The sequence below is a fragment of the Sphingomonas paeninsulae genome (assembly GCF_003660165.1).
Lineage (GTDB): Bacteria > Pseudomonadota > Alphaproteobacteria > Sphingomonadales > Sphingomonadaceae > Sphingomonas_O > Sphingomonas_O paeninsulae.
Map to the genome: position 1 here is coordinate 1,593,676 of NZ_CP032829.1, position 20,471 is coordinate 1,614,146.

24 protein-coding genes and 1 pseudogene are annotated in these 20,471 nt (G+C 61.4%); 20 read left to right on the forward strand and 5 right to left on the reverse strand.

What is annotated here, in order from left to right:
* Window positions 1-58: 58 nt before the first annotated feature.
* Window positions 59-744: pseudogene (gene gpmA, locus D3Y57_RS13320) on the forward strand (2,3-diphosphoglycerate-dependent phosphoglycerate mutase).
* On the opposite strand, the gene D3Y57_RS13325 reads toward gpmA, so the two are convergent.
* Window positions 726-1,328: a GGDEF domain-containing protein gene (locus D3Y57_RS13325; protein ID WP_121153385.1), complete on the reverse strand. Its 603-nt coding sequence runs from the start codon at window positions 1,326-1,328 to the stop codon at window positions 726-728. The pseudogene gpmA and the gene D3Y57_RS13325 sit on opposite strands and share 19 nt — an antisense overlap.
* Window positions 1,329-1,495: 167 nt before the next feature.
* Here D3Y57_RS13325 and purE point away from each other — a divergent pair, with 167 nt between their 5' ends.
* The 14 genes from purE to pal all read left to right on the forward strand — a co-directional run bounded on the left by purE (window position 1,496) and on the right by pal (window position 11,482).
* Window positions 1,496-1,951 carry a 5-(carboxyamino)imidazole ribonucleotide mutase gene (purE, locus tag D3Y57_RS13330; RefSeq protein ID WP_121155906.1) on the forward strand — a complete coding sequence of 152 codons (456 nt, stop codon included), beginning with the start codon at window positions 1,496-1,498 and terminating at the stop codon, window positions 1,949-1,951.
* Window positions 1,948-3,030 carry a 5-(carboxyamino)imidazole ribonucleotide synthase gene (locus D3Y57_RS13335; protein ID WP_121153386.1) on the forward strand — a complete coding sequence of 361 codons (1,083 nt, stop codon included), beginning with the start codon at window positions 1,948-1,950 and terminating at the stop codon, window positions 3,028-3,030. Before purE ends, D3Y57_RS13335 begins: the two co-directional genes overlap by 4 nt.
* 55 nt (window positions 3,031-3,085) lie before the next feature.
* The gene (locus D3Y57_RS13340) at window positions 3,086-3,325 is read left to right on the forward strand and encodes a DUF2312 domain-containing protein (RefSeq protein WP_121153387.1); all 240 of its coding nucleotides are present in this window, start codon (window positions 3,086-3,088) and stop codon (window positions 3,323-3,325) included.
* Between the two features lie 37 nt (window positions 3,326-3,362).
* Window positions 3,363-4,109, forward strand: a complete 747-nt coding sequence (locus D3Y57_RS13345) for a YebC/PmpR family DNA-binding transcriptional regulator (RefSeq protein WP_121153388.1) — start codon at window positions 3,363-3,365, stop codon at window positions 4,107-4,109.
* Between the two features lie 2 nt (window positions 4,110-4,111).
* Window positions 4,112-4,600 carry a crossover junction endodeoxyribonuclease RuvC gene (gene ruvC / locus D3Y57_RS13350; protein ID WP_121153389.1) on the forward strand — a complete coding sequence of 163 codons (489 nt, stop codon included), beginning with the start codon at window positions 4,112-4,114 and terminating at the stop codon, window positions 4,598-4,600.
* A gap of 52 nt (window positions 4,601-4,652) precedes the next feature.
* Complete coding sequence (gene ruvA, locus D3Y57_RS13355; RefSeq protein WP_121153390.1) at window positions 4,653-5,246, forward strand: Holliday junction branch migration protein RuvA; 594 nt, start codon at window positions 4,653-4,655, stop codon at window positions 5,244-5,246.
* Between the two features lie 64 nt (window positions 5,247-5,310).
* Window positions 5,311-5,931 carry an RcnB family protein gene (locus D3Y57_RS13360; RefSeq protein ID WP_162987114.1) on the forward strand — a complete coding sequence of 207 codons (621 nt, stop codon included), beginning with the start codon at window positions 5,311-5,313 and terminating at the stop codon, window positions 5,929-5,931.
* Window positions 5,932-5,995: 64 nt separating this feature from the next.
* Complete coding sequence (gene ruvB, locus D3Y57_RS13365; protein ID WP_121153391.1) at window positions 5,996-7,021, forward strand: Holliday junction branch migration DNA helicase RuvB; 1,026 nt, start codon at window positions 5,996-5,998, stop codon at window positions 7,019-7,021.
* 48 nt (window positions 7,022-7,069) lie between these two features.
* Window positions 7,070-7,516, forward strand: coding sequence for a tol-pal system-associated acyl-CoA thioesterase (gene ybgC / locus D3Y57_RS13370; protein WP_121153392.1), 447 nt, complete (start codon window positions 7,070-7,072; stop codon window positions 7,514-7,516).
* The gene (tolQ, locus tag D3Y57_RS13375; RefSeq protein WP_121153393.1) at window positions 7,516-8,211 is read left to right on the forward strand and encodes a protein TolQ; all 696 of its coding nucleotides are present in this window, start codon (window positions 7,516-7,518) and stop codon (window positions 8,209-8,211) included. Before ybgC ends, tolQ begins: the two co-directional genes overlap by 1 nt.
* A 46-nt stretch (window positions 8,212-8,257) precedes the next feature.
* Window positions 8,258-8,689 carry a protein TolR gene (gene tolR, locus D3Y57_RS13380; RefSeq protein WP_121153394.1) on the forward strand — a complete coding sequence of 144 codons (432 nt, stop codon included), beginning with the start codon at window positions 8,258-8,260 and terminating at the stop codon, window positions 8,687-8,689.
* A 40-nt stretch (window positions 8,690-8,729) separates the two neighbouring features.
* Window positions 8,730-9,623 (forward strand): cell envelope biogenesis protein TolA, encoded by an 894-nt coding sequence (locus tag D3Y57_RS13385; protein ID WP_121153395.1) that lies wholly within the window; start codon window positions 8,730-8,732, stop codon window positions 9,621-9,623.
* Window positions 9,623-10,945, forward strand: a complete 1,323-nt coding sequence (tolB, locus tag D3Y57_RS13390) for a Tol-Pal system beta propeller repeat protein TolB (RefSeq protein WP_205590147.1) — start codon at window positions 9,623-9,625, stop codon at window positions 10,943-10,945. Before D3Y57_RS13385 ends, tolB begins: the two co-directional genes overlap by 1 nt.
* A 27-nt stretch (window positions 10,946-10,972) precedes the next feature.
* Window positions 10,973-11,482, forward strand: coding sequence for a peptidoglycan-associated lipoprotein Pal (gene pal, locus D3Y57_RS13395; protein ID WP_121153397.1), 510 nt, complete (start codon window positions 10,973-10,975; stop codon window positions 11,480-11,482).
* 58 nt (window positions 11,483-11,540) lie between these two features.
* On the opposite strand, the gene D3Y57_RS13400 is transcribed toward pal, so the two are convergent.
* Both D3Y57_RS13400 and D3Y57_RS13405 read right to left on the reverse strand, forming a co-directional pair.
* On the reverse strand, window positions 11,541-12,407 hold the full coding sequence (locus D3Y57_RS13400; protein WP_121155910.1) for a S1/P1 nuclease: 867 nt from the start codon (window positions 12,405-12,407) through the stop codon (window positions 11,541-11,543).
* Complete coding sequence (locus tag D3Y57_RS13405) at window positions 12,400-13,320, reverse strand: isoaspartyl peptidase/L-asparaginase family protein (protein ID WP_121153398.1); 921 nt, start codon at window positions 13,318-13,320, stop codon at window positions 12,400-12,402. Before D3Y57_RS13405 ends, D3Y57_RS13400 begins: the two co-directional genes overlap by 8 nt.
* A gap of 170 nt (window positions 13,321-13,490) precedes the next feature.
* On the opposite strand from D3Y57_RS13405, the gene bla reads away from it, so the two are divergent.
* The 5 genes from bla to D3Y57_RS13430 all read left to right on the forward strand — a co-directional run bounded on the left by bla (window position 13,491) and on the right by D3Y57_RS13430 (window position 17,924).
* Entirely contained in the window at window positions 13,491-14,417 is a 927-nt protein-coding gene (gene bla / locus D3Y57_RS13410; RefSeq protein ID WP_162987115.1) for a class A beta-lactamase, read from the forward strand.
* Between the two features lie 42 nt (window positions 14,418-14,459).
* Entirely contained in the window at window positions 14,460-15,578 is a 1,119-nt protein-coding gene (gene ispG / locus D3Y57_RS13415) for a flavodoxin-dependent (E)-4-hydroxy-3-methylbut-2-enyl-diphosphate synthase (protein ID WP_121153400.1), read from the forward strand.
* A 65-nt stretch (window positions 15,579-15,643) separates the two neighbouring features.
* Window positions 15,644-16,540 carry a DMT family transporter gene (locus D3Y57_RS13420; RefSeq protein WP_121155912.1) on the forward strand — a complete coding sequence of 299 codons (897 nt, stop codon included), beginning with the start codon at window positions 15,644-15,646 and terminating at the stop codon, window positions 16,538-16,540.
* On the forward strand, window positions 16,537-17,451 hold the full coding sequence (locus D3Y57_RS13425) for an EamA family transporter (RefSeq protein WP_121153401.1): 915 nt from the start codon (window positions 16,537-16,539) through the stop codon (window positions 17,449-17,451). The genes D3Y57_RS13420 and D3Y57_RS13425 overlap by 4 nt, the downstream gene beginning before the upstream one ends.
* Window positions 17,448-17,924, forward strand: coding sequence for a GNAT family N-acetyltransferase (locus D3Y57_RS13430; RefSeq protein WP_121153402.1), 477 nt, complete (start codon window positions 17,448-17,450; stop codon window positions 17,922-17,924). The genes D3Y57_RS13425 and D3Y57_RS13430 overlap by 4 nt, the downstream gene beginning before the upstream one ends.
* Here the strand turns inward: D3Y57_RS13430 and ppa are convergent.
* Window positions 17,913-18,455 (reverse strand): inorganic diphosphatase, encoded by a 543-nt coding sequence (gene ppa / locus D3Y57_RS13435; protein ID WP_121153404.1) that lies wholly within the window; start codon window positions 18,453-18,455, stop codon window positions 17,913-17,915. The genes D3Y57_RS13430 and ppa overlap by 12 nt on opposite strands.
* Window positions 18,452-20,380: a M61 family metallopeptidase gene (locus D3Y57_RS13440; RefSeq protein ID WP_121153406.1), complete on the reverse strand. Its 1,929-nt coding sequence runs from the start codon at window positions 20,378-20,380 to the stop codon at window positions 18,452-18,454. The genes ppa and D3Y57_RS13440 overlap by 4 nt, the downstream gene beginning before the upstream one ends.
* Window positions 20,381-20,471: the final 91 nt, after the last annotated feature.

Below are 20,471 nucleotides of genomic sequence, written 5' to 3' on the forward strand. Positions count from 1 at the left end.
GACGTGATGCAGTTTGCCGATTATCGCGCGGCCGACCAATAAATCGGGAACGCTGATCATGCCGACACTTGTCCTCATTCGCCACGGCCAGTCGGCGTGGAACCTCGAAAACCGGTTTACCGGCTGGTGGGACGTCGATCTCACTGAAAAGGGCGTGGGTGAGGCTTGGGCAGCAGGCGAGTTGATGAAGGCCAAGGGGCTCGATTTCGACCTGACCTTCACCAGTTTCCAGACCCGCGCGATCAAGACGCTCAATCTCTCGCTGGAGGCGATGGGCCGTCTGTGGCTTCCCGTCGAAAAAGACTGGCGGCTGAACGAGCGGCATTATGGGGGCTGACCGGCCTCGACAAGGCGGAGACGGCGGCGCTGCACGGTGAAGATCAGGTCAAGATCTGGCGGCGCAGCTTCGATATTCCGCCACCCCTGCCTGAAGAAGGCAGCCCCTGGGATATGTCGAAGGACGTTCGCTATCACGGCGTCCCGATTCCCCAGACCGAAAGCCTGAAGGACACGATTGCGCGCGTGCTCCCCTATTGGGAGGCCCGGATCGCGCCCAAACTAAAGGCGGGAAAGCGCGTCCTGATTTCGGCGCACGGCAATTCATTGCGCGCGCTGGTCAAGCATCTGTCGGGCATTTCGGATGATGAGATCACAAGTCTGGAAATCCCGACCGGTCAGCCAATCGTTTATGAATTGGCGGACGATCTGACCGCGAAGGACCGCTATTACCTCTCCGAACGCTGATCGGTCGAACGCCGGTCGGTCAGGCGCTGGGCCGCTTTCGCAGCGTACATCCGCCCATCGGCGCGGGCCAGCAGCGTGTCGACCGTGTCATCGGCCTTCACCGTCGCAACGCCCATGGACAGGCCGATGATCAAGGATGCGCCGCTAAGTTCGAGAGGAGTGGCCTGTAGCGCGCTCATCAGCGCAACGGCCTTTGCGGTCGCTTTCGTTTCGTCCAGATGGTCGAGCAACAGCCCAAATTCGTCGCCACCGATCCGTGCAACCAGATCGCCAGCGCGAATCTCCCGTCGCAGCAGATTCGCAACGTGGATCAATGCAGCATCGCCGGCACTGTGTCCGTGGCGATCGTTGATGGCCTTCAGGCCATCGACATCGACAAACACCACCGTCGCCGCTTCGCCATAGCGGGCAACCTGACTAACCACCCGCTCGACCTCGCGCACGAAACAGCGGCGATTGGGTAGCGGTGTGAGTGTATCCATGTCGGCAAGACGCTCTACCTCATCCAGGCGCAGACGCAGCGATGCCAGTTCATCTCGCAATAAACGATTCTCATCGACCAGTCGCGTGATGGTATCTTGCACTATGTACCCCCATTTTGAACTTAACTACATCGAACGTTGCCTTACAATACGATGACAGCGTTGCTTCGTTCCCGCCCGCCGCCTAAGAGGCTGAGGCTTCATGGCCCGCCTTGTCGGGCGTCGGGGGATGAAGCGTGGGCGAAACCGGACCGTTTGTTGGCATCATCATGGGTAGCCAGTCCGATTGGGCTACGATGATGGCGTGCGCAGAAACGCTCGACGCGCTGGGCGTCGCCTATGAAACACGCATCGTGTCGGCTCATCGCACACCTGATAGATTGTTCGAATATGCGAAGAGTGCCGCATCGCGCGGCCTGAAGGTGATCGTTGCGGGCGCGGGTGGCGCGGCGCATCTTCCCGGCATGGCGGCATCGATGACAAGGCTTCCGGTGCTTGGCGTGCCGATCGAATCGAAATCGTTGAAGGGCATGGATAGCCTGTTGTCGATTGTGCAGATGCCTGGCGGGATTCCCGTGGGGACGCTGGCGATCGGTCGTCCGGGCGCAATTAATGCCGGGCTGCTTGCGGCGTCCATCCTCGCACTGTCGGACAATGCCTTGGCGGAAAAGCTCGATGCATGGCGCAGCGATCAGACGGCAAGCGTGGCTGACCGTCCCATATGAAGATACTGGCACCGGGGTCGACGATCGGGATTATCGGCGGGGGACAGCTTGGGCGGATGCTTGCCATCGCCGCGGCCCAGCTCGGCTACCGATCGCATATCTATAGCCCCGAACCGAGTGGTCCTGCGGCCGATGTGGCACCACGCTGGACACAAGGGGCTTATGACGACCGCGAGGCTCTGAAGGCATTTGCGGCCGATATCGACGTCGCGACCTATGAGTTTGAAAACGTTGACGCCGATCCGCTGGAGACTCTGGCTGCACTGGTGCCGCTGCACCCGCCCCTAAACGCGCTGCGAATCGCGCAGGATCGTGTGGCGGAAAAAACCTTTGCGCATGAACAGGGTGCGATCACGGCCAATTGGGCGATCGTAGATTCACGCGAAGACCTTGACGTGGCGATGGCTTCGGTCGGCACGCCTGCAATTCTGAAAACCACGCGTTTCGGCTACGATGGCAAAGGCCAGGCGCGAATCATATCTCGTGAAGACGCTGACACAGCTTATGAAGCCATCGGTCGCAGCCCCGCGATTCTGGAAGCAATGGTTGCATTCGACCACGAATTTTCGGTCATCGTCGCACGCGGGCAGGACGGCATCAGCACTGTCTGGGACGTTCCCGAAAACGTCCATGTTGATGGCATACTTGCGACATCCGCGATCCCGCCGCACGCCGACGTCCTTGCCCAGTTGGACGAAGCAAAGGCCATCGCAACCCGCATCGCCGACGCGCTCGATTATGTCGGTGTCATGGCCGTCGAATTCTTCGCCAGCGCCGATGGCCCGGTGTTCAACGAAATGGCCCCGCGCGTTCACAATAGCGGCCACTGGACGATCGAAGGCGCGGTCGCGTCGCAATTCGAAAACCACATCCGTGCCGTTTGCGGCCTGCCACTCGGCGACACCGCCCTCGTCGCGCCGCACGTCGTCATGCGAAATCTGATCGGCGAAGATGCCTCGCGCTGGCCCGAATTATTCGCCCAGACTGGTGCTCATGTTCACCTGTATGGGAAGCATGAAGCGTCGCCGGGGCGCAAGATGGGTCATGTCACCCGGCTCTCGATCAACAACAACGGTTGAGACTGGCGCGTCTCTCCCCTAGAGCCGCGCTTCGATTTTCAATCCGGGGATTCTAATGAGCGATATTATCCAGGCCGACCAGTTGCGCCTGTTCATCGAACGTATTGAGCGGCTCGAAGAAGAGAAAAAGGGCATCAGCGACGACATTCGCGATGTCTATTCAGAGAGCAAGGGGCAGGGCTATGATACAAAGATCATGCGTGCCATCGTCCGCCTGCGCCGTATGGAAAAGAACGACCGCGACGAAATGGACGCGCTGCTCGAAACCTATCGCGATGCGCTCGGTCTCGCTTAAAACTGGGCTGGCGTAAAACTTTTTAGGGGAGGCGTGCGTGGCAGGCCATTCGAAGTTCAAGAACATCATGTACCGCAAAGGTGCACAGGATAAGAAACGCTCGGCTGCGTTTTCGAAACTGAGTCGCGAAATTACCGTCGCGGCGAAATCCGGCCTCCCCGATCCCGACATGAACGCGCGTCTGCGTTCGGCGATCATTGCCGCACGCGCGCAATCAATGCCGAACGACAATATCCAGCGCGCAATATCCAAGGCGAGCGGAGCCGACGGCGAGAATTACGAGGAAATGCGCTACGAAGGCTTCGGCCCCGGTGGCGTATCGCTGATCGTCGAAGCGTTGACCGACAACCGCAATCGTACCGCGACCAACGTGCGGCTGGGCTTTTCCAAAAACGGCGGCAACATGGGGGCTGGCGGATCGGTCAGCCACGGCTTCGACCGGATGGGCCTGATCGTCTATCCTGCAAAGGCTGGCGATCCAGATACCGTGTTCGAAGCCGCACTCGAAGCTGGCGCGCAGGATGTTTCCTCCAGCGAGGACGGCCATGAAATCTGGACCGAGATCGGCGATCTGCACGACGTCGCCAAGGCGCTGGAAGCAACCCTCGGCGAAGGGGAGGGCGCAAAGCTCGCCTGGCGTCCGCAAACTATGGTGACTGTCACCGAAGCCGACGCCGCGACGCTGATGAAGCTTCTCGACCAGCTCGACGACGACGACGATGTTCAAACCGTCTGGGGCAATTACGACGTTCCCGACGAAGTCATGGAAAAACTGGGTCAATAAATTTGATCATCCTCGGCATCGATCCGGGCCTCGGCACGACTGGTTGGGGCGTCATCTTTTCCGAAGGAAACCGGCTGACGCACATCGCCAACGGCCGGATTAAAACCGATGCGGCACATCCGCTCTCGCATCGGCTTGCCTTGCTGGGTGAGGCACTGAACCAAATCGTCGCGGCCCATGATGCGCGTCATGCGGCGATGGAGGAGGTGTTCGTCAACAAGAACGCCCAATCCACGCTGAAACTGGCACAGGCGCGCGGAATGCTGCTCGGTTGCCTCGGTTCCAGACAGGTCGAAGTCGGCGAATATGCCCCGCGTCTCGTAAAACAGGCTGTCACCGGCACCGGCGCGGCGGAAAAAGCGCAGGTTCATGCCATGATCGGGCGATTGCTCCCCGGTGTGAAGATCGACGGTGCTGACGCGGCGGATGCTCTGGCAGTGGCGATCACCCACGCGCATCATCTGGCAAGCGCGCGCCGGCTTAAAGCTTAGCGTGGCTGCTGCCGTGTCTCGACTTCGCCCGGCAACTGGCTAGGGACTAACCATGATCGCACGCCTTACCGGAACGCTTGCCGAAACCGCCACCGATCATGCGGTCATTGACGTCGGCGGTGTCGGTTATCTGGTGCAGGCGTCGGCCCGGACCCTCAACGTTATCGGCCCCTCCGGCGGCAATGTGATGCTCTACATCGAAATGCAGGTCCGTGAGGATTCGCTGACCCTTTTCGCATTCGGATCGGCGAGCGAACGCGAATGGTTCCGCCTGCTGACCGGGGTACAGGGTGTCGGTGGCCGCGTCGCGCTCAGCATATTGTCGGTCCTCGACGCCAGTGAACTCAGCCGCGCCATCGCCAGTGCAGACGCCGCTATGGTCGCGCGGGCAAACGGGGTCGGCCCGAAGCTCGCGGGCCGCATCGTCAACGAACTGAAGGGCAAGGTCGGCGCAATCTCTCTCGGTGCACCCGGTGTCGTCGCGGTAGCGGGAGCGGCGAGCGATGCGGTTTCGGCGCTCATCAACCTCGGCTTCCGCCCCGCCGAAGCAACACTCGCTGTGGCAAAGGCCGATGAAGAACTTGGCGCGGGCGCAAACCTCGACGCGCTCGTTCGCGTTGCCCTGAAAAAAGCATCGCGCGCCTGATCCAACAGCTTGCCGCGCGGATTTTAGCCGTCTAGCTTCCGTTCGTCGTAAAACGGAGGATGCAATGAAGAAGCTCCTGTTGGCAGCCAGCGCCATCGCGCTGATTGCCCCTGATATCGCATTGGCTCAAGAACAGCCCCGACAAGGTGTAACCCGCCCTGCACCCGGCAACGGGCAGGCCAGGCCACAACGTCCCGGAAACGGTGGTCAGCCGTCCCGCCCCGGAAACGGAGGCCCGCAGATCCAGCCGCCCCGACCCGGAAACGGCGGACCCCAGATTCAGCCTCCGCGCCCCGGTCGCCCTCAGCCGCCACGGCCGGGTAACGGTGGCCCCCAGATTCAGCCGCCACGTCCCGGCAACGGCGCTCGTCCGCCGCGCCCGGTTCGGCCGATCGTTGGTCCAAACCGTCCGCATCGTCCCGGCGCAGGGCGTCCGCCGAACTTTCGACCGATCCACGGTCCGTCGTTCAGCTACCCCCGTGGCTATCGTTATCGCCGCTGGTCGGTCGGCCTGATCCTGCCGAGCCTGTTCCTGTCGAGCGCCTATTATTACAGTAACTACGCCTCGCTCGGCGTTGGGCCGCCACCTCCCGGCTATCGCTGGGTGCGTTATGGACCTGATTTGTTGCTCGTGCAGCACGGTAGTGGTCGCATCGCCGACGTCATCTACGGCGCGTTCTACTAAGCCTAAGCCAAACACCGCCGCCGCCTCGACAGGCGGCGGCGTCAGCGGCTAGGGATCGTCCTGAATGGACGATACCGACAGCATCCTGACCCCCGCCCGCCGTCCCGAAGACGTGGACGCCGCTCTGCGCCCGAAAACCCTTGACGAGTTCGTCGGGCAAAAGGCCGCGCGCGAAAACCTGCGCATCTTTATCGCAGCCGCAAAATCTCGCGGAGACGCCCTCGACCACGTCCTGTTTTTCGGCCCTCCCGGCCTCGGTAAAACCACGTTGGCGCAAATCATCGCTCGCGAACTCGGTGTCGGGTTTCGTGCGACGTCCGGTCCGGTCATTGCCAAATCGGGCGACCTCGCCGCGTTGCTGACCAACCTCGAGGACGGCGATGTCCTGTTCATCGACGAGATCCATCGTCTCGCTCCCGCAGTAGAGGAAATCCTCTATCCCGCGATGGAGGATCGCTGCCTCGACCTCATCATCGGCGAAGGTCCATCGGCGCGTTCGGTCCGCATCGACCTTCCCAAATTCACTCTTGTCGGCGCAACCACGCGGCAGGGTTTGCTGACTCAGCCCCTGCGCGACCGCTTTGGCATCCCCGTCCGTTTGCATTTCTATACCGTCCCCGAACTGGAAAAGGTCGTCACGCGCGCCGCCATGCTGCTCGACCTCGGCATCGCCCCTGACGGTGCCGCTGAAGTCGCCAAACGGTCGCGCGGCACGCCCCGCATCGCCGGTCGCCTGCTCCGTCGTGTCCGGGATTTTGCGAATGTTGCTGGCGACGCGATTGTCACTGCAAAGATCGCAGATGCCGCACTCACCCGGCTGGAGGTCGATAACCTCGGCCTCGACGCGATGGACCGTCGCTACCTGACGATGATCGCAGACATTTATCGCGGCGGCCCCGTCGGCGTCGAAACGCTTGCCGCCGGCCTCAGCGAACCACGCGATACGATAGAGGAAGTCATCGAGCCGTATTTAATCCAGCTCGGCCTTGTCGCCCGCACAGCGCGCGGTCGCTGTCTGAATGCACTGGGCTGGAAACATCTGGGCCTCAATCCGCCACCCGGCGCGCAAGACGGGCTGTTCGACGGATAAGGGGCAGGGGGGATTCCCTCAACTCGTCGCAACCGGTAAGGCTGGCCGGTGGTTAACGATATTCCTCCTGCCGGGCGCTTCGAAGGTGCGTCTCACCGTTTCCCGGTGCGCGTGTATTTTGAGGACACGGATCTGTCCGGTGTCGTCTATCACGCGAATTATCTGCGTTACATGGAACGCGCCCGTTCAGACATGCTGCGTGCGCTCGGTATCGAACAACGTGCGGCGTTCGATGCGGGAGAGGGGGTTTATGCCGTCTCCGCGCTTGCGATCCGTTATCGCCGCCCCGCACGCCTTGATGAAGACCTGACCGTTGTCAGCCATGTGGTCGATGTCGGTGCTGCGACCGCAACAATTCATCAGACAGTCATGCGCGCTGACGAAATACTTACCGAAGCCGAAGTTACCGCCGCTTTCCTGACGCTCGATGGCAAACCACGCCGTCAGCCAAAGGAATGGGTCGTTGCCTTCGCGCGTTTGAATCAGGAGAACTAATGCCTTCCGTTGCACTAGCCACCGATGCCGTGTCCCTGTCCCCGGTCGCGATGTTCCTTCAGGCCGATATTGTCGTGAAGGCGGTAATGCTGCTGCTTATCGCCGCCAGTATCTGGACGTGGAGCATCATCGTTTCGCAATGGCTAAAGCTTGGCCGCACGGCAAAGGAGTCCGAACGCTTCGAGCGCGACTTTGCCAAAGCCGACGATATCGAGGCATTTGCACGCAGCCATCAGGCATCCCCGTTCCCCAGCGCACAGGTTTTTCAGGCTGGCTTTGCCGAATGGCGCGCGTCGATCCGGTCCAAGCCGATCGACCGCGAGGGAACCCGCGCTCGCTTATCCAACGCGCTTGGATCGGCTGTCGCTAATGAAATCGACAAGCTCGCTGATCGGCTGAACGTGCTGGCAACGGTCGGCTCGGTCGCACCATTCGTTGGCCTGTTCGGCACGGTATGGGGCATCATGCGCAGCTTTGCGGGCATTGCGGCGGCGCAGAACACCTCGCTCGCCGTCGTGGCCCCCGGTATTGCCGAGGCCCTGTTTGCGACCGCACTGGGCCTGTTCGCAGCTATCCCTGCGGTCATTGCGTATAACCGTTTCAGTCATCGCCTGAACCGCCTCGAAGCGCGTCTCGGTCGTTTTGCCGACAGCTTCCATGCAACGCTCAGCCGCGAACTGGATCAGGCTGCGTGATGGATATCACAAACGAAAAACTGCCCTTCTCAATAGGAGGAGGGCAATGATCTTGCCGCCGTCCTCCCGTACCCGTGGCCGCCGCGCGCCGATGGCTGAAATCAACGTCACGCCAATGGTCGACGTGATGCTGGTGCTGCTCATCATTTTCATGGTTACCGCGCCATTGCTGGTTGCGGGCGTGCCGGTGAACCTGCCCGATGCGCGGGCAAAGGCGCTCGATCAGGATCAGAAGCCCGTCGCGATATCGCTCGATGCCGATGGTCGGCTGTTCGTGAACGATGCCGAAGTCAGCAGCACCGATTTGCCCGATACGTTGACACGAATTGCCGCGCGTGATGCCGACAAGCCGCCCCAGATTTTCCTGCGTGCCGACGAAGCGCTCGGGTATGGCCGCGTCATGCGCGTCATGGGTGAATTGAACCGCGCCGGATTGAATCGCGTTGCATTGGTGACCGTGTCGAAGGACGCGCCGTGATTCACGCCCTTCTCTCCGCTTGCGTCTGCGGAGCCGGTTGATGGATCGCACTGAACGGACCGGCGTCGGCATTTCGCTTGCCGGTCATATCGTCTTGTTCGCGGTGCTGTCGCTTGGCCTGTTTGCCGCGACCAAACCGATCGTGCCGAAAACTCAGGCGATGGACATTCAGATCGTCGACAAGGTTGGCCTGACTGACACTGTGCCAAACCCGTCGCCAACGCCGCCGGCCGCTCGTGAAACTCCCGATGTCGGCACTCCGGAGGAGGCAGCGCCCGAGCCGCAACCAACGCCTGAGCCTGCCCCAAAGCCTGCTCCGACCCCACCGACCCCGACCCGGCCGGCCCCGACTCCGCAGCCGGTCGCGCCGCCGAAACCCGTCGCAAAACCGGCCCCGGTTAAGCCCGCGCCTCCAAAACCCGTGGTCAAACCAAGCATCGCTAAGCCGACACCGGCGAAACCCGCTGCCGCGAAAACGCCGCCCACCACCGCCGATGCTCGCCCCCGTCGTCGCCCCGGTCTTAGCCGCAGTCTGATCGCCGGGCTGACCGACACTCCCGGCGTATCGAGTGCGCAACCGAACAAAAGCGCCAGCACGACGCCCCGCGCCGCGGCCGGTCCCGCCGTCGAAGCCTCGCTCGGCCGCGAAGTTCTCCGCCAGCTCAAACCATTCTGGCATTCACCCACCGGCGCCGATGCCGAACTCCTCCGCACGCAGCTCAGCATCAGTCTGGCGCGTGACGGCAGCGTCGTCGCGGTTCGCGCAATCGGGACGACGGGTGTAACAGACAGCAACCGCGGGCAGGTCCGTCTGCATCAGGAAGCTGCGATCAAAGCCGTGAAACTCGCCGCACCATTCTCGCTCCCCGCTGAATTCTACGATTCATGGAAACTGCTGGAACCCGTCAGCTTCGACAGAAAGTTGTCCCAATGATAAAGCTTCCCTTACGCCTCGGTATTGCCGCGCTGGCCTTGATCGCATCGGTCGCCAACGCACAGATCAAGGTCGATGTGACCGACGAAGCCTCGAACGACGTCGTCATCGCCGTGCCGCCCATGCCGACCCCCGCCGTCGCTTCGACCGAAGCTGGGCCGACCGACGCGCTTGGCAAACAAGTCGCCGAAGTCGTTGCGACCGACCTCCGCAATTCCGGGTTGTTCAAACCGATGGGCCCCGGCGGCGTCCGCGCGATCGGGTTTCCCGAAGTCACTGCCCCCGATTACTCATATTGGCCCGGCACCGGAGCGGCCGCTCTGGTTCAGGGCTTCGTCCGCGCCAACCCCGGCGGCGACCTGACCGTCGGCTGCTACCTCTATGATGTCGCATTGAAGACCGAATTGACCCGCGCAGGTTATGTCGTCGCTCCGCGCGACTGGCGGCGAGCGGCTCACAAATGTGCCGACGCCATCTACGCCCGCCTGTCCGGTGAAAGCCCGTTCTTCGACAGCCGCGTTGCCTATATTGCCGAAACCGGTCCGAAGGATCACCGCGTCAAACGGCTCGCGATCATGGATTCGGACGGTGCGAACCACCGCTTTCTGACCAACGGCCAGAACATCGTCCTGACTCCGCGCTTTTCGCCCGATTACAAATCGATCGTCTATCTGAGCTATGCCGGCAAAAGCCCGCGCATCTACATCTACGACCTCGGCACCGGTAAACAGCGCCTCGTCACCGAAAGCGCAACCACCACTTTTGCCCCACGCTGGTCGCCCGATGGCCGCACGATTCTCTATTCGATGTCGGTCGCCAACAACACCGATATCTACAGCATCCCCGCTGCTGGAGGCACGCCACGCCGCCTGACGACTTCGCCCGGCATCGATGTCGGCGGCAGCTTTTCGCCCGACGGCAAGCGGATCGTTTTTGAAAGCGATCGTTCGGGAACCCAGCAACTTTACGTCATGGATGCCGACGGTTCGAACCAGCAGCGCATCAGCTTTGGGAGCGGCCGTTATGCCACTCCCGAATGGAGCCCGCGTGGTGACTTGATCGCGTTCACAAAGATCGCGGGTAATTTCCGAATCGGTGTTATGACACCCTCTGGAACTGGCGAACGGTTGTTGACCAATAGCTGGCAGGATGAAGCGCCTACGTGGTCGCCAAACGGGCGTGTCATTCAGTTTTTTCGCACTACGCAAGGTCGCGGCGGCAAGTCGAACCTTTTTCAGGTTGACCTGACCGGCGTGAATGAGCGCAAACTGCCTACGCCCGTTGACGGCTCCGACCCCACCTGGGGCCCATTGCTGCCTTGAACGAGTTTAGACTGAAGGAGAACGAACATGAAGGCATTCGGAACCAAGCTGCTGCTGGCAGCATCGCTGCTCGCCATCGGCGCATGTGCGAAAAAGCCACCGAAGGAATTGCCGCCACCGCCGGTCGATAACAGCGCGCAACAGGCACCGCCGCCGATGAATCCCGGTGCCGCTCCCGGCAGCCAGGCAGATTTCGTTGCCAGCGTCGCAGCTGACCGCGTGTTCTTTGCCACCGACTCCTCCGAAGTCGATCAGCCCGGACAATCGACTCTCCAGTCGCAGGCCGCATGGTTCGCCCGATATCCGAACGTCCGTGTGACCGTCGAAGGTCATGCCGATGAGCGGGGAACGCGCGAATACAACCTCGCTTTGGGTGATCGTCGCGCCAATGCCGCCAAGAACGCACTTGTCGCGCTTGGCGTATCGGCAGGCCGCATCACCACGATCAGCTATGGCAAGGAACGCCCCGACGCGATCGGATCGGACGAAGCCGCTTATGCCAAAAACCGTCGCGCTGTCAGCGTTACGGTTCAATAATTCGGGATGGCTCCCTCGTTGATATGAGGGAGCCATTCGTTTCAAAGAACAAACCCCGCTAACCCAGCGCCCGGTTCAACATCCGCCCCAGCCGCAGCCCGCCGCGTAAAACCTGCAACCGCACCACCGGGACCAATGCCGCAATCTGCGCATCGTCCAGATGCCCGGTAATTCCCGTCACACACGGATCGCCCAGCGCCACCGCATAAGCCGAATCCCGCGACACAGCCCAGCTCTCGCGGCTCCAGTCGATCACTGTACCCCCCGCAATCGTCCGGCGCTGCGCCTGTGAAACGCCAGCCAATATCCCGTTGGGGCCGGCGGGCGGCGAAGAAATCGCCCGCTCGGCCAGATACCCGTCCCAGATCGAATGCAGGTTGGTCCGCTTGCTCGACACAATTCCGTAAGTTGCCGCGACCTTGTTCCCGCCCTGATCCTCATGCTCGCCCGCGTGCAATGGCTGGTGCAAATCGCCAACGAAATGGACGAGAAACGCCAGCGCGATCAACCGTTCTTTCGCGCTCAACCGCCGGTCGGCCAGCAACGCTGCCTGCCGCGTAATCTGCGCCGACACGCAATTCCCATCGGCGCACGGCGTCGCCACATCGAACGGCTTACACACGTCCACGTCTTGAAAATGCCAGCTATACGCATAGCCGAACCGGCTTTTGCCATCCGACCCCTTCAGCGGCTTGATGCAGTCTGCCCAGACGCTGGCCTCCGCAATGTTGCGGATCGGACAGGTCGGCGTCGCCAGTTCGGCCGAATGCGCGATCAGCCGGCGGATCGCGTCGCGTGTTTTGGGCGTCGCCTGCGTCAGCGCGATTTTCGCTACCGTTTCATGCCCATATTCCCACCACGCGAACGCCGGACTGGCCGATAGCATGGCAACCAACGCCAGCCCGCGAACCGGCCATTTATTCATCGCCATAAATCGCAACCTCGGCTTGTCTGTGTGAAGAGACCCGGCCCCGGTACATGCCCGGCGTGTTGAAATTCCATGTTCCGACACCGTCCGGGCCAACGGCGATCAGGCCGCCTTTGCCGCCCATCACGCCCAGTTCCGCGATCATCTCTCGCGCGGCATCGTCAACGCTCAATCCCGTCAGCCTAATCCGCGCGCAAATTTCGTGCGCCACACCCAGCCGAATGAAAAACTCACCCGCCCCCGTGCACGAAACCGCCGCAGCCCGGTCGTCGGCATAGGTTCCCGCCCCGATCAGTGGCGAATCTCCGACGCGGCCCCAGCGTTTGCCGGTCAGTCCCCCGGTCGACGTCGCCGCCGCGACATGGCCCGCGCTATCGACAGCCACTGCGCCGACCGTTCCATATTTCATGCCGGAATCGAACGGGGCATCGGGGTTCGCCAAAATCTCATCCAGTTGTCGCCGCCGTTCGACCGTCTCGAACCACGCCGGTTCGGCGGCCTCCACGCCGTGCGCACGGGCAAAACTGTCGGCTCCCGCGCCCGCCAGAAACACATGGGCGCTGTTCGTCATCACCTCACGCGCCAGCGAAACCGGATGCCGTGTCGTCCGAACCCCCGCTACCGCGCCAGCCGTGCGACCCGATCCGTCCATGATCGCAGCATCGCACTCGATCCGGCCCTCGGCGGTAAACACTGACCCGCGCCCGGCGTTGAACACCGGGTCGTCCTCCATCACTCGAACCGCGGCCTCGACCGCATCGAGCGCCGACCCGCCACCGCGCAGAATATCACCTCCGGCATCCAGAGCCGCAGCCAGTCCTGCGCGCCCGGCATTGTCATCGGCCGTTGAAAGCACCCCGCGTGTCATCGACCCGGACCCACCGTGAATCACTAGCGTCCATCCGGTCATCGTCGCACTATCCTTGCGTAAAACTCACCCGTCCATAACGTCGCACAGGCAATCCAACTATTGTAAACCTGCCTCAACGGGAGCCGACTCATGAAATTTCCGGCCATTTTGACGGCGGCCATCCGGCGGGGCATATTCGCCGTCCGCATTCACCAGACAGAGGCTGTATTGTGAAACCGATCCAGTTCAACCGGCGTCAACTCCTTGTCGCCAGCGCCGGTCTGCCGCTGCTTGCCAGTCGCGCCGCTGCTGCGACCGACCGCTTTCCCCCGCAATTTGCCGCGCTTGAAAAGGCATCGGGCGGACGACTCGGCGTTTCGGTTTTCGATACCCGCACCGGTTCGATCACCGGCCATCGCGCCGCCGAACGCTTTACGATGTGTTCGACATTCAAACTTCCGCTCGTCGCCGCTGTCTTTGCGGCGGCAGATGCGGGGGCAATCGACCTGAACCGGAAACTCTCGTTTGCTGCATCCGATCTCCCCGGCAACTCCCCGGTTACGCGCGCCAATCTTGCCAGGGGAAGTATGTCCATCGTCGATCTGGCCGAAGCAGCGCAGAGCGTCAGCGATAATGGAGCCGCAAATCTGCTGCTCAAACATATCGGTGGCCCAGCGGCACTGACGGCTTTTTTCCGGGAGGCCGGTGATCCGACCAGTCGCCTCGACCACTATGAACCCGAACTCAATTACAGCCACGGCACCGACATTCGCGATACGACAACGCCTGCCGCAATGGCCGTCTTGCTCAGCGGTATTTTCACGGGATCATTGCTGAAACCCGCCAGTCGCGACCGGTTGATCGCGTGGACGATTGCCACCAAAACGGGGACGCATCGTATCCGGGCGGGGTTGCCCTCCGATTGGCGTGCAGGTGACAAGACCGGTACGATGACCGGCCAAAAACCCGGCCCGACTTTTATCGCCAGCAAATATAATGATGTCGCCATCGTCTGGCGTCGCGAAACTGTCACACCCTTTGTCGTATCTGTCTTTTACGAAGCACCTGTTCGGGGAGGCGACGCTGTGTCCGTTCAGGAAGCCGTCATCGCTCAGGCTGGAAAACTGGCAGCAGAATGGATCGCCAATCGGAACTGACCCGAATTGCCCCCGCCCTAACTCCCGCGTATAGGAACCCCCATGTCCTCTCTGCGTCCATGGCGTGACATCACACGCCGCCAGTCTCGCCAGATCATGATCGGCAACGTCCCCGTTGGCGGCGATGCGCCCGTCACGGTCCAGACGATGACGAACACACCCACCAGCGATGCAAAGGCGACGATCGACCAGATTCGCCGTTGCGAAGACGCGGGGGTCGATATCATCCGCGTGTCTTGCCCCGATGTCGAAAGCACGACTGCGCTGAAACAGATTGTTCGCGCATCGCGCGTGCCGATCGTTGCCGACATCCACTTCCACTATAAACGCGCACTCGAAGCTGCCGACGCGGGCGCGGCCTGTCTGCGCATCAACCCCGGCAATATCGGTTCGGCGGAACGTGTCCGTGAAGTCGTCAACGCGGCAAAGGCCAATGGCTGCGCAATCCGCATCGGTGTGAACGCGGGCAGCCTCGAAAAAGATCTGCTCGAAAAATACGGTGAGCCTTGTCCCGAGGCACTCGTCGAAAGCGCGCTCGATCATATCAAGCTGCTCGAGGATCACGACTTCCGCAACTATAAGGTCGCGGTAAAGGCATCCGATCTGTTCCTTGCCGTTGCCGCGTATCAGCAACTTGCCGAAGCGGTCGATTGTCCTCTTCACCTCGGTATCACCGAAGCGGGTGGACTGATCGGCGGTACGGTCAAATCCTCGATCGGCATGGGCAGTCTGCTTTGGTACGGCATCGGCGACACCATCCGCGTGTCCTTGAGCGCCGAACCCGAAGAAGAAGTCCGCGTCGGCTTTGAAATTCTGAAGGCGCTTGGCATCCGCAATCGCGGCGTCCGCGTCGTGTCCTGCCCATCGTGCGCGCGTCAGGGCTTCGACGTGATCCGCACTGTGCAGGCGCTCGAAGAACGGCTTCAGCACATCCGCACGCCGCTTTCGCTCTCGATCCTCGGTTGCGTCGTGAATGGCCCCGGCGAAGCGCGCGAAACCGACATCGGTCTGACAGGCGGCGGCGCTGGTAAGCACATGGTCTATCTGTCGGGCGTCACCGATCACACGATTCAGGACGCCGATATGATCGAACATATTGTGAAGCTGGTCGAGGCAAAGGCTGCTTCGATCGAGGCTGCTGAGGCATTGGTCGCGGCTTAAAGATCGGCGTCGGCCAGGACAGCTTGCCGCGTGACGTTCGGCTGGCGTCGGGCTACGGGCTTCCAATGCAATCGAGCCGTCCTTCGAACACCATTCCATTTGCAGTCGCGTGCCTCGGCATTGCGCTGTTTTCGGGCATGGATGCCGCGATGAAGGGGCTCTCGATCTCGCTTGGTGCGTACAACGCGATGCTGTGGCGCGCTGGCATCGGCGTGTTGATCAGTGTCGGCCCCTATCTGTTCAGGCATGGCGGCTGGCCCAGCCGCTCGGGCTTGCGGGTCCACCTGCTGCGCGGCGCGGTCACTGCAATCATGGCGGTGTCGTTTTTCTACGGCATCGCGCGCGTGCCGCTGGCAGAAGGCATTGCGCTGTCATTCATCGCGCCGCTGATCGCGCTTTATCTGGCGGTCGTCCTGCTCGGTGAAAAGGTCGGCAGGCACAGCGTTATCGCGTCGGTTCTCGGGATACTCGGGGTCGCCGTCCTGCTCGCTGCGCGGATCGCTGCGACGGGTGACCGCAATCTGTTTGGTGTCGCGGCAATCCTGCTGTCGGCGATCTTTTACGCATGGAACATCATTCTCATGCGTCAGCAGGCCCTTCTCGCCAGCCCTACCGAAGTCGCGTTTTTCCAGAACCTGACGATGGGCGGTTTCCTCCTGCTCGCCGCGCCGTTCTTCGCCATCATCCCCGATGCGCACCATGTGCCGATGCTCGCGCTGTCGGCTGCGCTGGCGTTCTGCTCGCTGCTCCTTCTGTCATGGGCCTATGCGCGGGCGGAAGCGCAGGTGCTGGTCCCGGTCGAATACACCGCGTTCATCTGGGCATCGATCATGGGCGCGATTTTTTACGCAGAGCCTGTCACCGGCACCACCATCATCGGCGCATCGTTCATCGTCGCAGGCTGCGTCATCGCCGCGCGCGGCGGCCGGCCCGATATCTCCAAACTGGAAGCAGCAATATGATTGGCGCGCCCCGGACTGTCGCTTTGCCGCCCCGCCATGTTCTTCTGGCGATCGCGGTGATGGCGGTCTGGGGCAGCAACTTCGTTGTGATAAAACTCGCGCTGGCACATCTGCCGCCGCTGTTGCTGGCGGCGCTCCGTTTCCTCTGCGTGTTCGTGCCCGCTGCGCTTTTCATCCGCAGGCCTGCTGTTTCATGGGCCAATCTCGCCGCTTATGGTGTGTTGCTCGGTGTTGGGCAGTTCGGTGTCCTGTTCATTGCAATGCGCAACGACATCACGCCCGGCCTCGCTTCGCTCGTAATCCAGGTGCAGGTATTTTTCACGATCGGGCTCGCCATGCGCTTGACTGGTGAACGCATACGCCCGGCACAAATTGGCGCATTGCTGCTGGCAATCGTCGGTATCGGTATCATCCTCGTCCACACCGATGGTAGCGCGACACCGCTCGGCCTTGCTCTGGTCGTTTTCGGCGCGCTCAACTGGGCTGGCGCGAACATGGTCGCAAAGGCGGCGGGACCAGTCGATATGTTGGGCTATGTCATCTGGTCCAGCCTGTTTGCGATCGTTCCATTGTTCGCGCTCGCCTTCATTGTAGAGGGACCGACCGCGATCATGCACGGCATCGCCAGCGCCGATGCCTACACCTGGGGCGCGGTCGTGTGGCAGGCGGTGGGCAACACGATGTTCGGTTACGCGGCATGGGGCTGGTTGCTCGCGCGCTACCCGGCCAGCACGGTTGCGCCGATGTCGTTGCTCGTCCCGGTGTTCGGCATGGCGGCATCGGCGTGGTGGCTGGGTGAATCGCTGCCCGCATGGAAGCTCAGCGCTGCCGCCTTCGTCATGGCTGGCCTCGCCATCGGTATTTTATGGCCGCGCGTCGTCGCGTGGCGTGTTGCAAGGATCGCCGCATGACCATCACCATCCGCCCCGCAGTCCCCGGTGACCTCGATACCATCATCGCGTTCATCCGCGCGCTCGCCGACTATGAAAAACTGGCCGATGCAGTCCGCCTCGACCGCGCCAGTTTCGGCAATCATTTGTTCGGCCCGCGTCCGATGGCCGAAGTCCTGATCGCTGAACTCGACGCCGCGCCCATCGGCTTCGCGCTGTTCTTCCACAATTTCTCGACGTTCGAGGGTCGCCCCGGCATCTATTTGGAGGATTTGTTCGTGGACCCCGCCGCGCGTGGTTCCGGCGCCGGCAAAGCCCTGCTTTCCGCTTTCGCGCAAATCGCTATCGAACGGGGCTGTGCGCGGCTGGAATGGGCGGTACTCGACTGGAACGAACCCGCGATCCGTTTCTACAAATCGATCGGCGCGACCGCGATGGACGGCTGGACCATCAACCGTGTCGATGGTCCAGCGCTGACTGAATTAGCTGGCTGAGCCAGCCCCCTTGTAACGTTCGATCGCTTCCAGAACGATCTTCTGGGCGTAAGCTGCATTTTCCCACTTGCCGACGCGGACCCACTTCTTTGGCTCCAGATCCTTATAGTGGGTAAAGAAATGCTCGATCTGCTGCATGATGATTTCGGGCAGATCTTCGCTCTCGCTGACCTTGGTATAATAAGGGAACGTCGCGTCGACCGGCACGGTCAGCAACTTCTCATCGCCGCCGGCTTCGTCTTCCAGCATCAGCACCGCAATCGGCCGCACGCGCACGACGCATCCGGGGATGAACGGCGATCGCGCCACGACCAGCGCATCCAGCGGATCGCCATCGGGCGACAGTGTGTGCGGGATAAACCCATAGTTCGCGGGATAGCGCATCGGCGTATGCAGAATGCGATCCACGAACAACGCGCCCGACTTTTTGTCGAACTCGTACTTCACGGGCTCACCACCGACCGGCACCTCGATGATGCAGTTCAGCGAATGCGGCGGGCTGTCCCCTACGGGAATCATTTCGATGTTCATTTGGGGGCGAGTAGCTTGTCGAGCGGCGTCTCACCAGTCCCCGTTTTCACAAACCGTGGATAACGAAGTCCCTCGTTCCACAAAACTGCCACGTCACGGACTCGCGCACCTGCTTTCACTGTCAGCCGGACCGGCGCAGAGCCTCCTTTTGCCGCAGTAACCGCCGCCTTCATCGCGTCGTCGGTATAGGCGACTCCGTTCACCGCAACGATCGTCTGCCCCACGGTCAGCCCTGCTTTATACGCTGGCCCGTCCCAGATCACTGCGTTGATCCGGGCTTCCTTGCCGACGTTCAACCCCAGCGAATAGGACAGGTCGAGATACTTGTTCGCCTTCATCCCGGTTTTGGTGAAGTTCGTCGGCGTGTCGGTGTAGGTCAGCTTATACCCGCTGCGTTCGAACCCGCCGAGCGGCGCGTGCTCCGCCTTGCCGGTCAGCCGCTCCTTCAGGAACCCCGCCCAGTCATAGGGCATCACCCCGTTCAGCGTCTTTGCAACATCGTCGATCGTATAGGTTACTTCGCCATAATCGCCGTCGTTGATGCCAAAGAATGCTTTGGCGAAATCGTCCAGCCCCTTTGCACCCCTGGTTCCCTGCCGGATGATCGCATCGGCCTCGACCCAGATCAGCAGCCCTTCGTTGTAATAATCCTCGCTCCGCTGCCAGCTCACCCAGCCCTTTGGCCGTCGCTGCGAAATGACCGGATCGTTGGTCGTATCGTCCAGACTGCGCCACTCGCGCGCCTTGCGCACATCCAGCCCAGCCGCGATGCTTGCCAGCGCGTCGAGCGTATCCTGTTTCGATGCCAGCCCCGACCGCGCTTCCAGAACATAGCCCCAGAACTGCGTCTGTCCTTCGTAAACCCACAACAGGCTGTCGCGCATCGGCGTGCGGAAATCGGGCGTCCACAAATCTGCCCCGCGCCGGAACTTGCCGTTCCAACTGTGCGTGAATTCATGCGGCAACAGATTATGGTCGAGCAAACTCTCGTTCCACTCGGTGAAATAGGTCGGATCGACGCCATTCTCCGACGACCGATGATGTTCCAGCCCATTGTCGCCCAGCCGGTCGGACAGCGAGAACAGGAAATCATAATGATCGAAATGCCGCGCCCCGAACAGCTTGACCGCTTGCGTCACCAGATTGCGATGCAACTGAATCTGCGCAGGCGTCGCCGCCAGATATTTCGGATCGTCCGCGATGGTGTTTAACGTGACGCCCTGACCCAGATCGTCGGCGCGGAAATATTTACCTGCATAGACCGGCGAATCGACCAGCACTTCATAATTGGTCGTCTGATATGTAACCGTGTCACCCGAACCGCCGCTCTTGCGCAGCGCGGTCGCGGGCGTGAACCCCCTGGGATATGTTACCGTCGGGCTGATCTGAATCTGGCGCGTGAAATACCCAGCGGGGTATAGCGAAACCGCCTCCCACTGAATGTTCAGCATTTCCTGCGTCATGACGATCCGCCCCTGATCCTCCGCGTTCGGCGACAGGAATTGAAAGCTGACGTCGAGCGCCTTTACGCCCGCTGGCACATCGACATGAAATGCGAACACATCGACCGGATCGCGCAACCAGGTCAGCGTTTTGTCGCCCGCCTTGATGACCAACCCGGCCAGCTTGTCGATCGGGCCACGCGGGCTGTGATTGCCCGGCAGCCATTTGGGCATCATCAGGACCAGTGGCCCTGCGCCCGCGACCGGGATCGTTTCCTCGACCCGCATGATCGCCCGATCCAGATCGGTCGCATCGACCTTTAACCGGATCACGCCCGGATACGGCTGATCGACGGGGGCGGGGATAGTATCGACGAACGGTGCCAGCTGCGGCGCGCTGTTCGCAGCAAAGGCGGGGTTCGCAGCAAAGGCAGGGGTGGCGACCGAAATAAGCAGGCCAAGGACAAATGCACGGGTGTTCATAACGGCGCAACTTTCGAAAAGCGTGACGATATGTTTATTCTAAACCGCAAAAAGTGAACCCGGCAACCAACAAACCCCGCTTTCCTGAGCT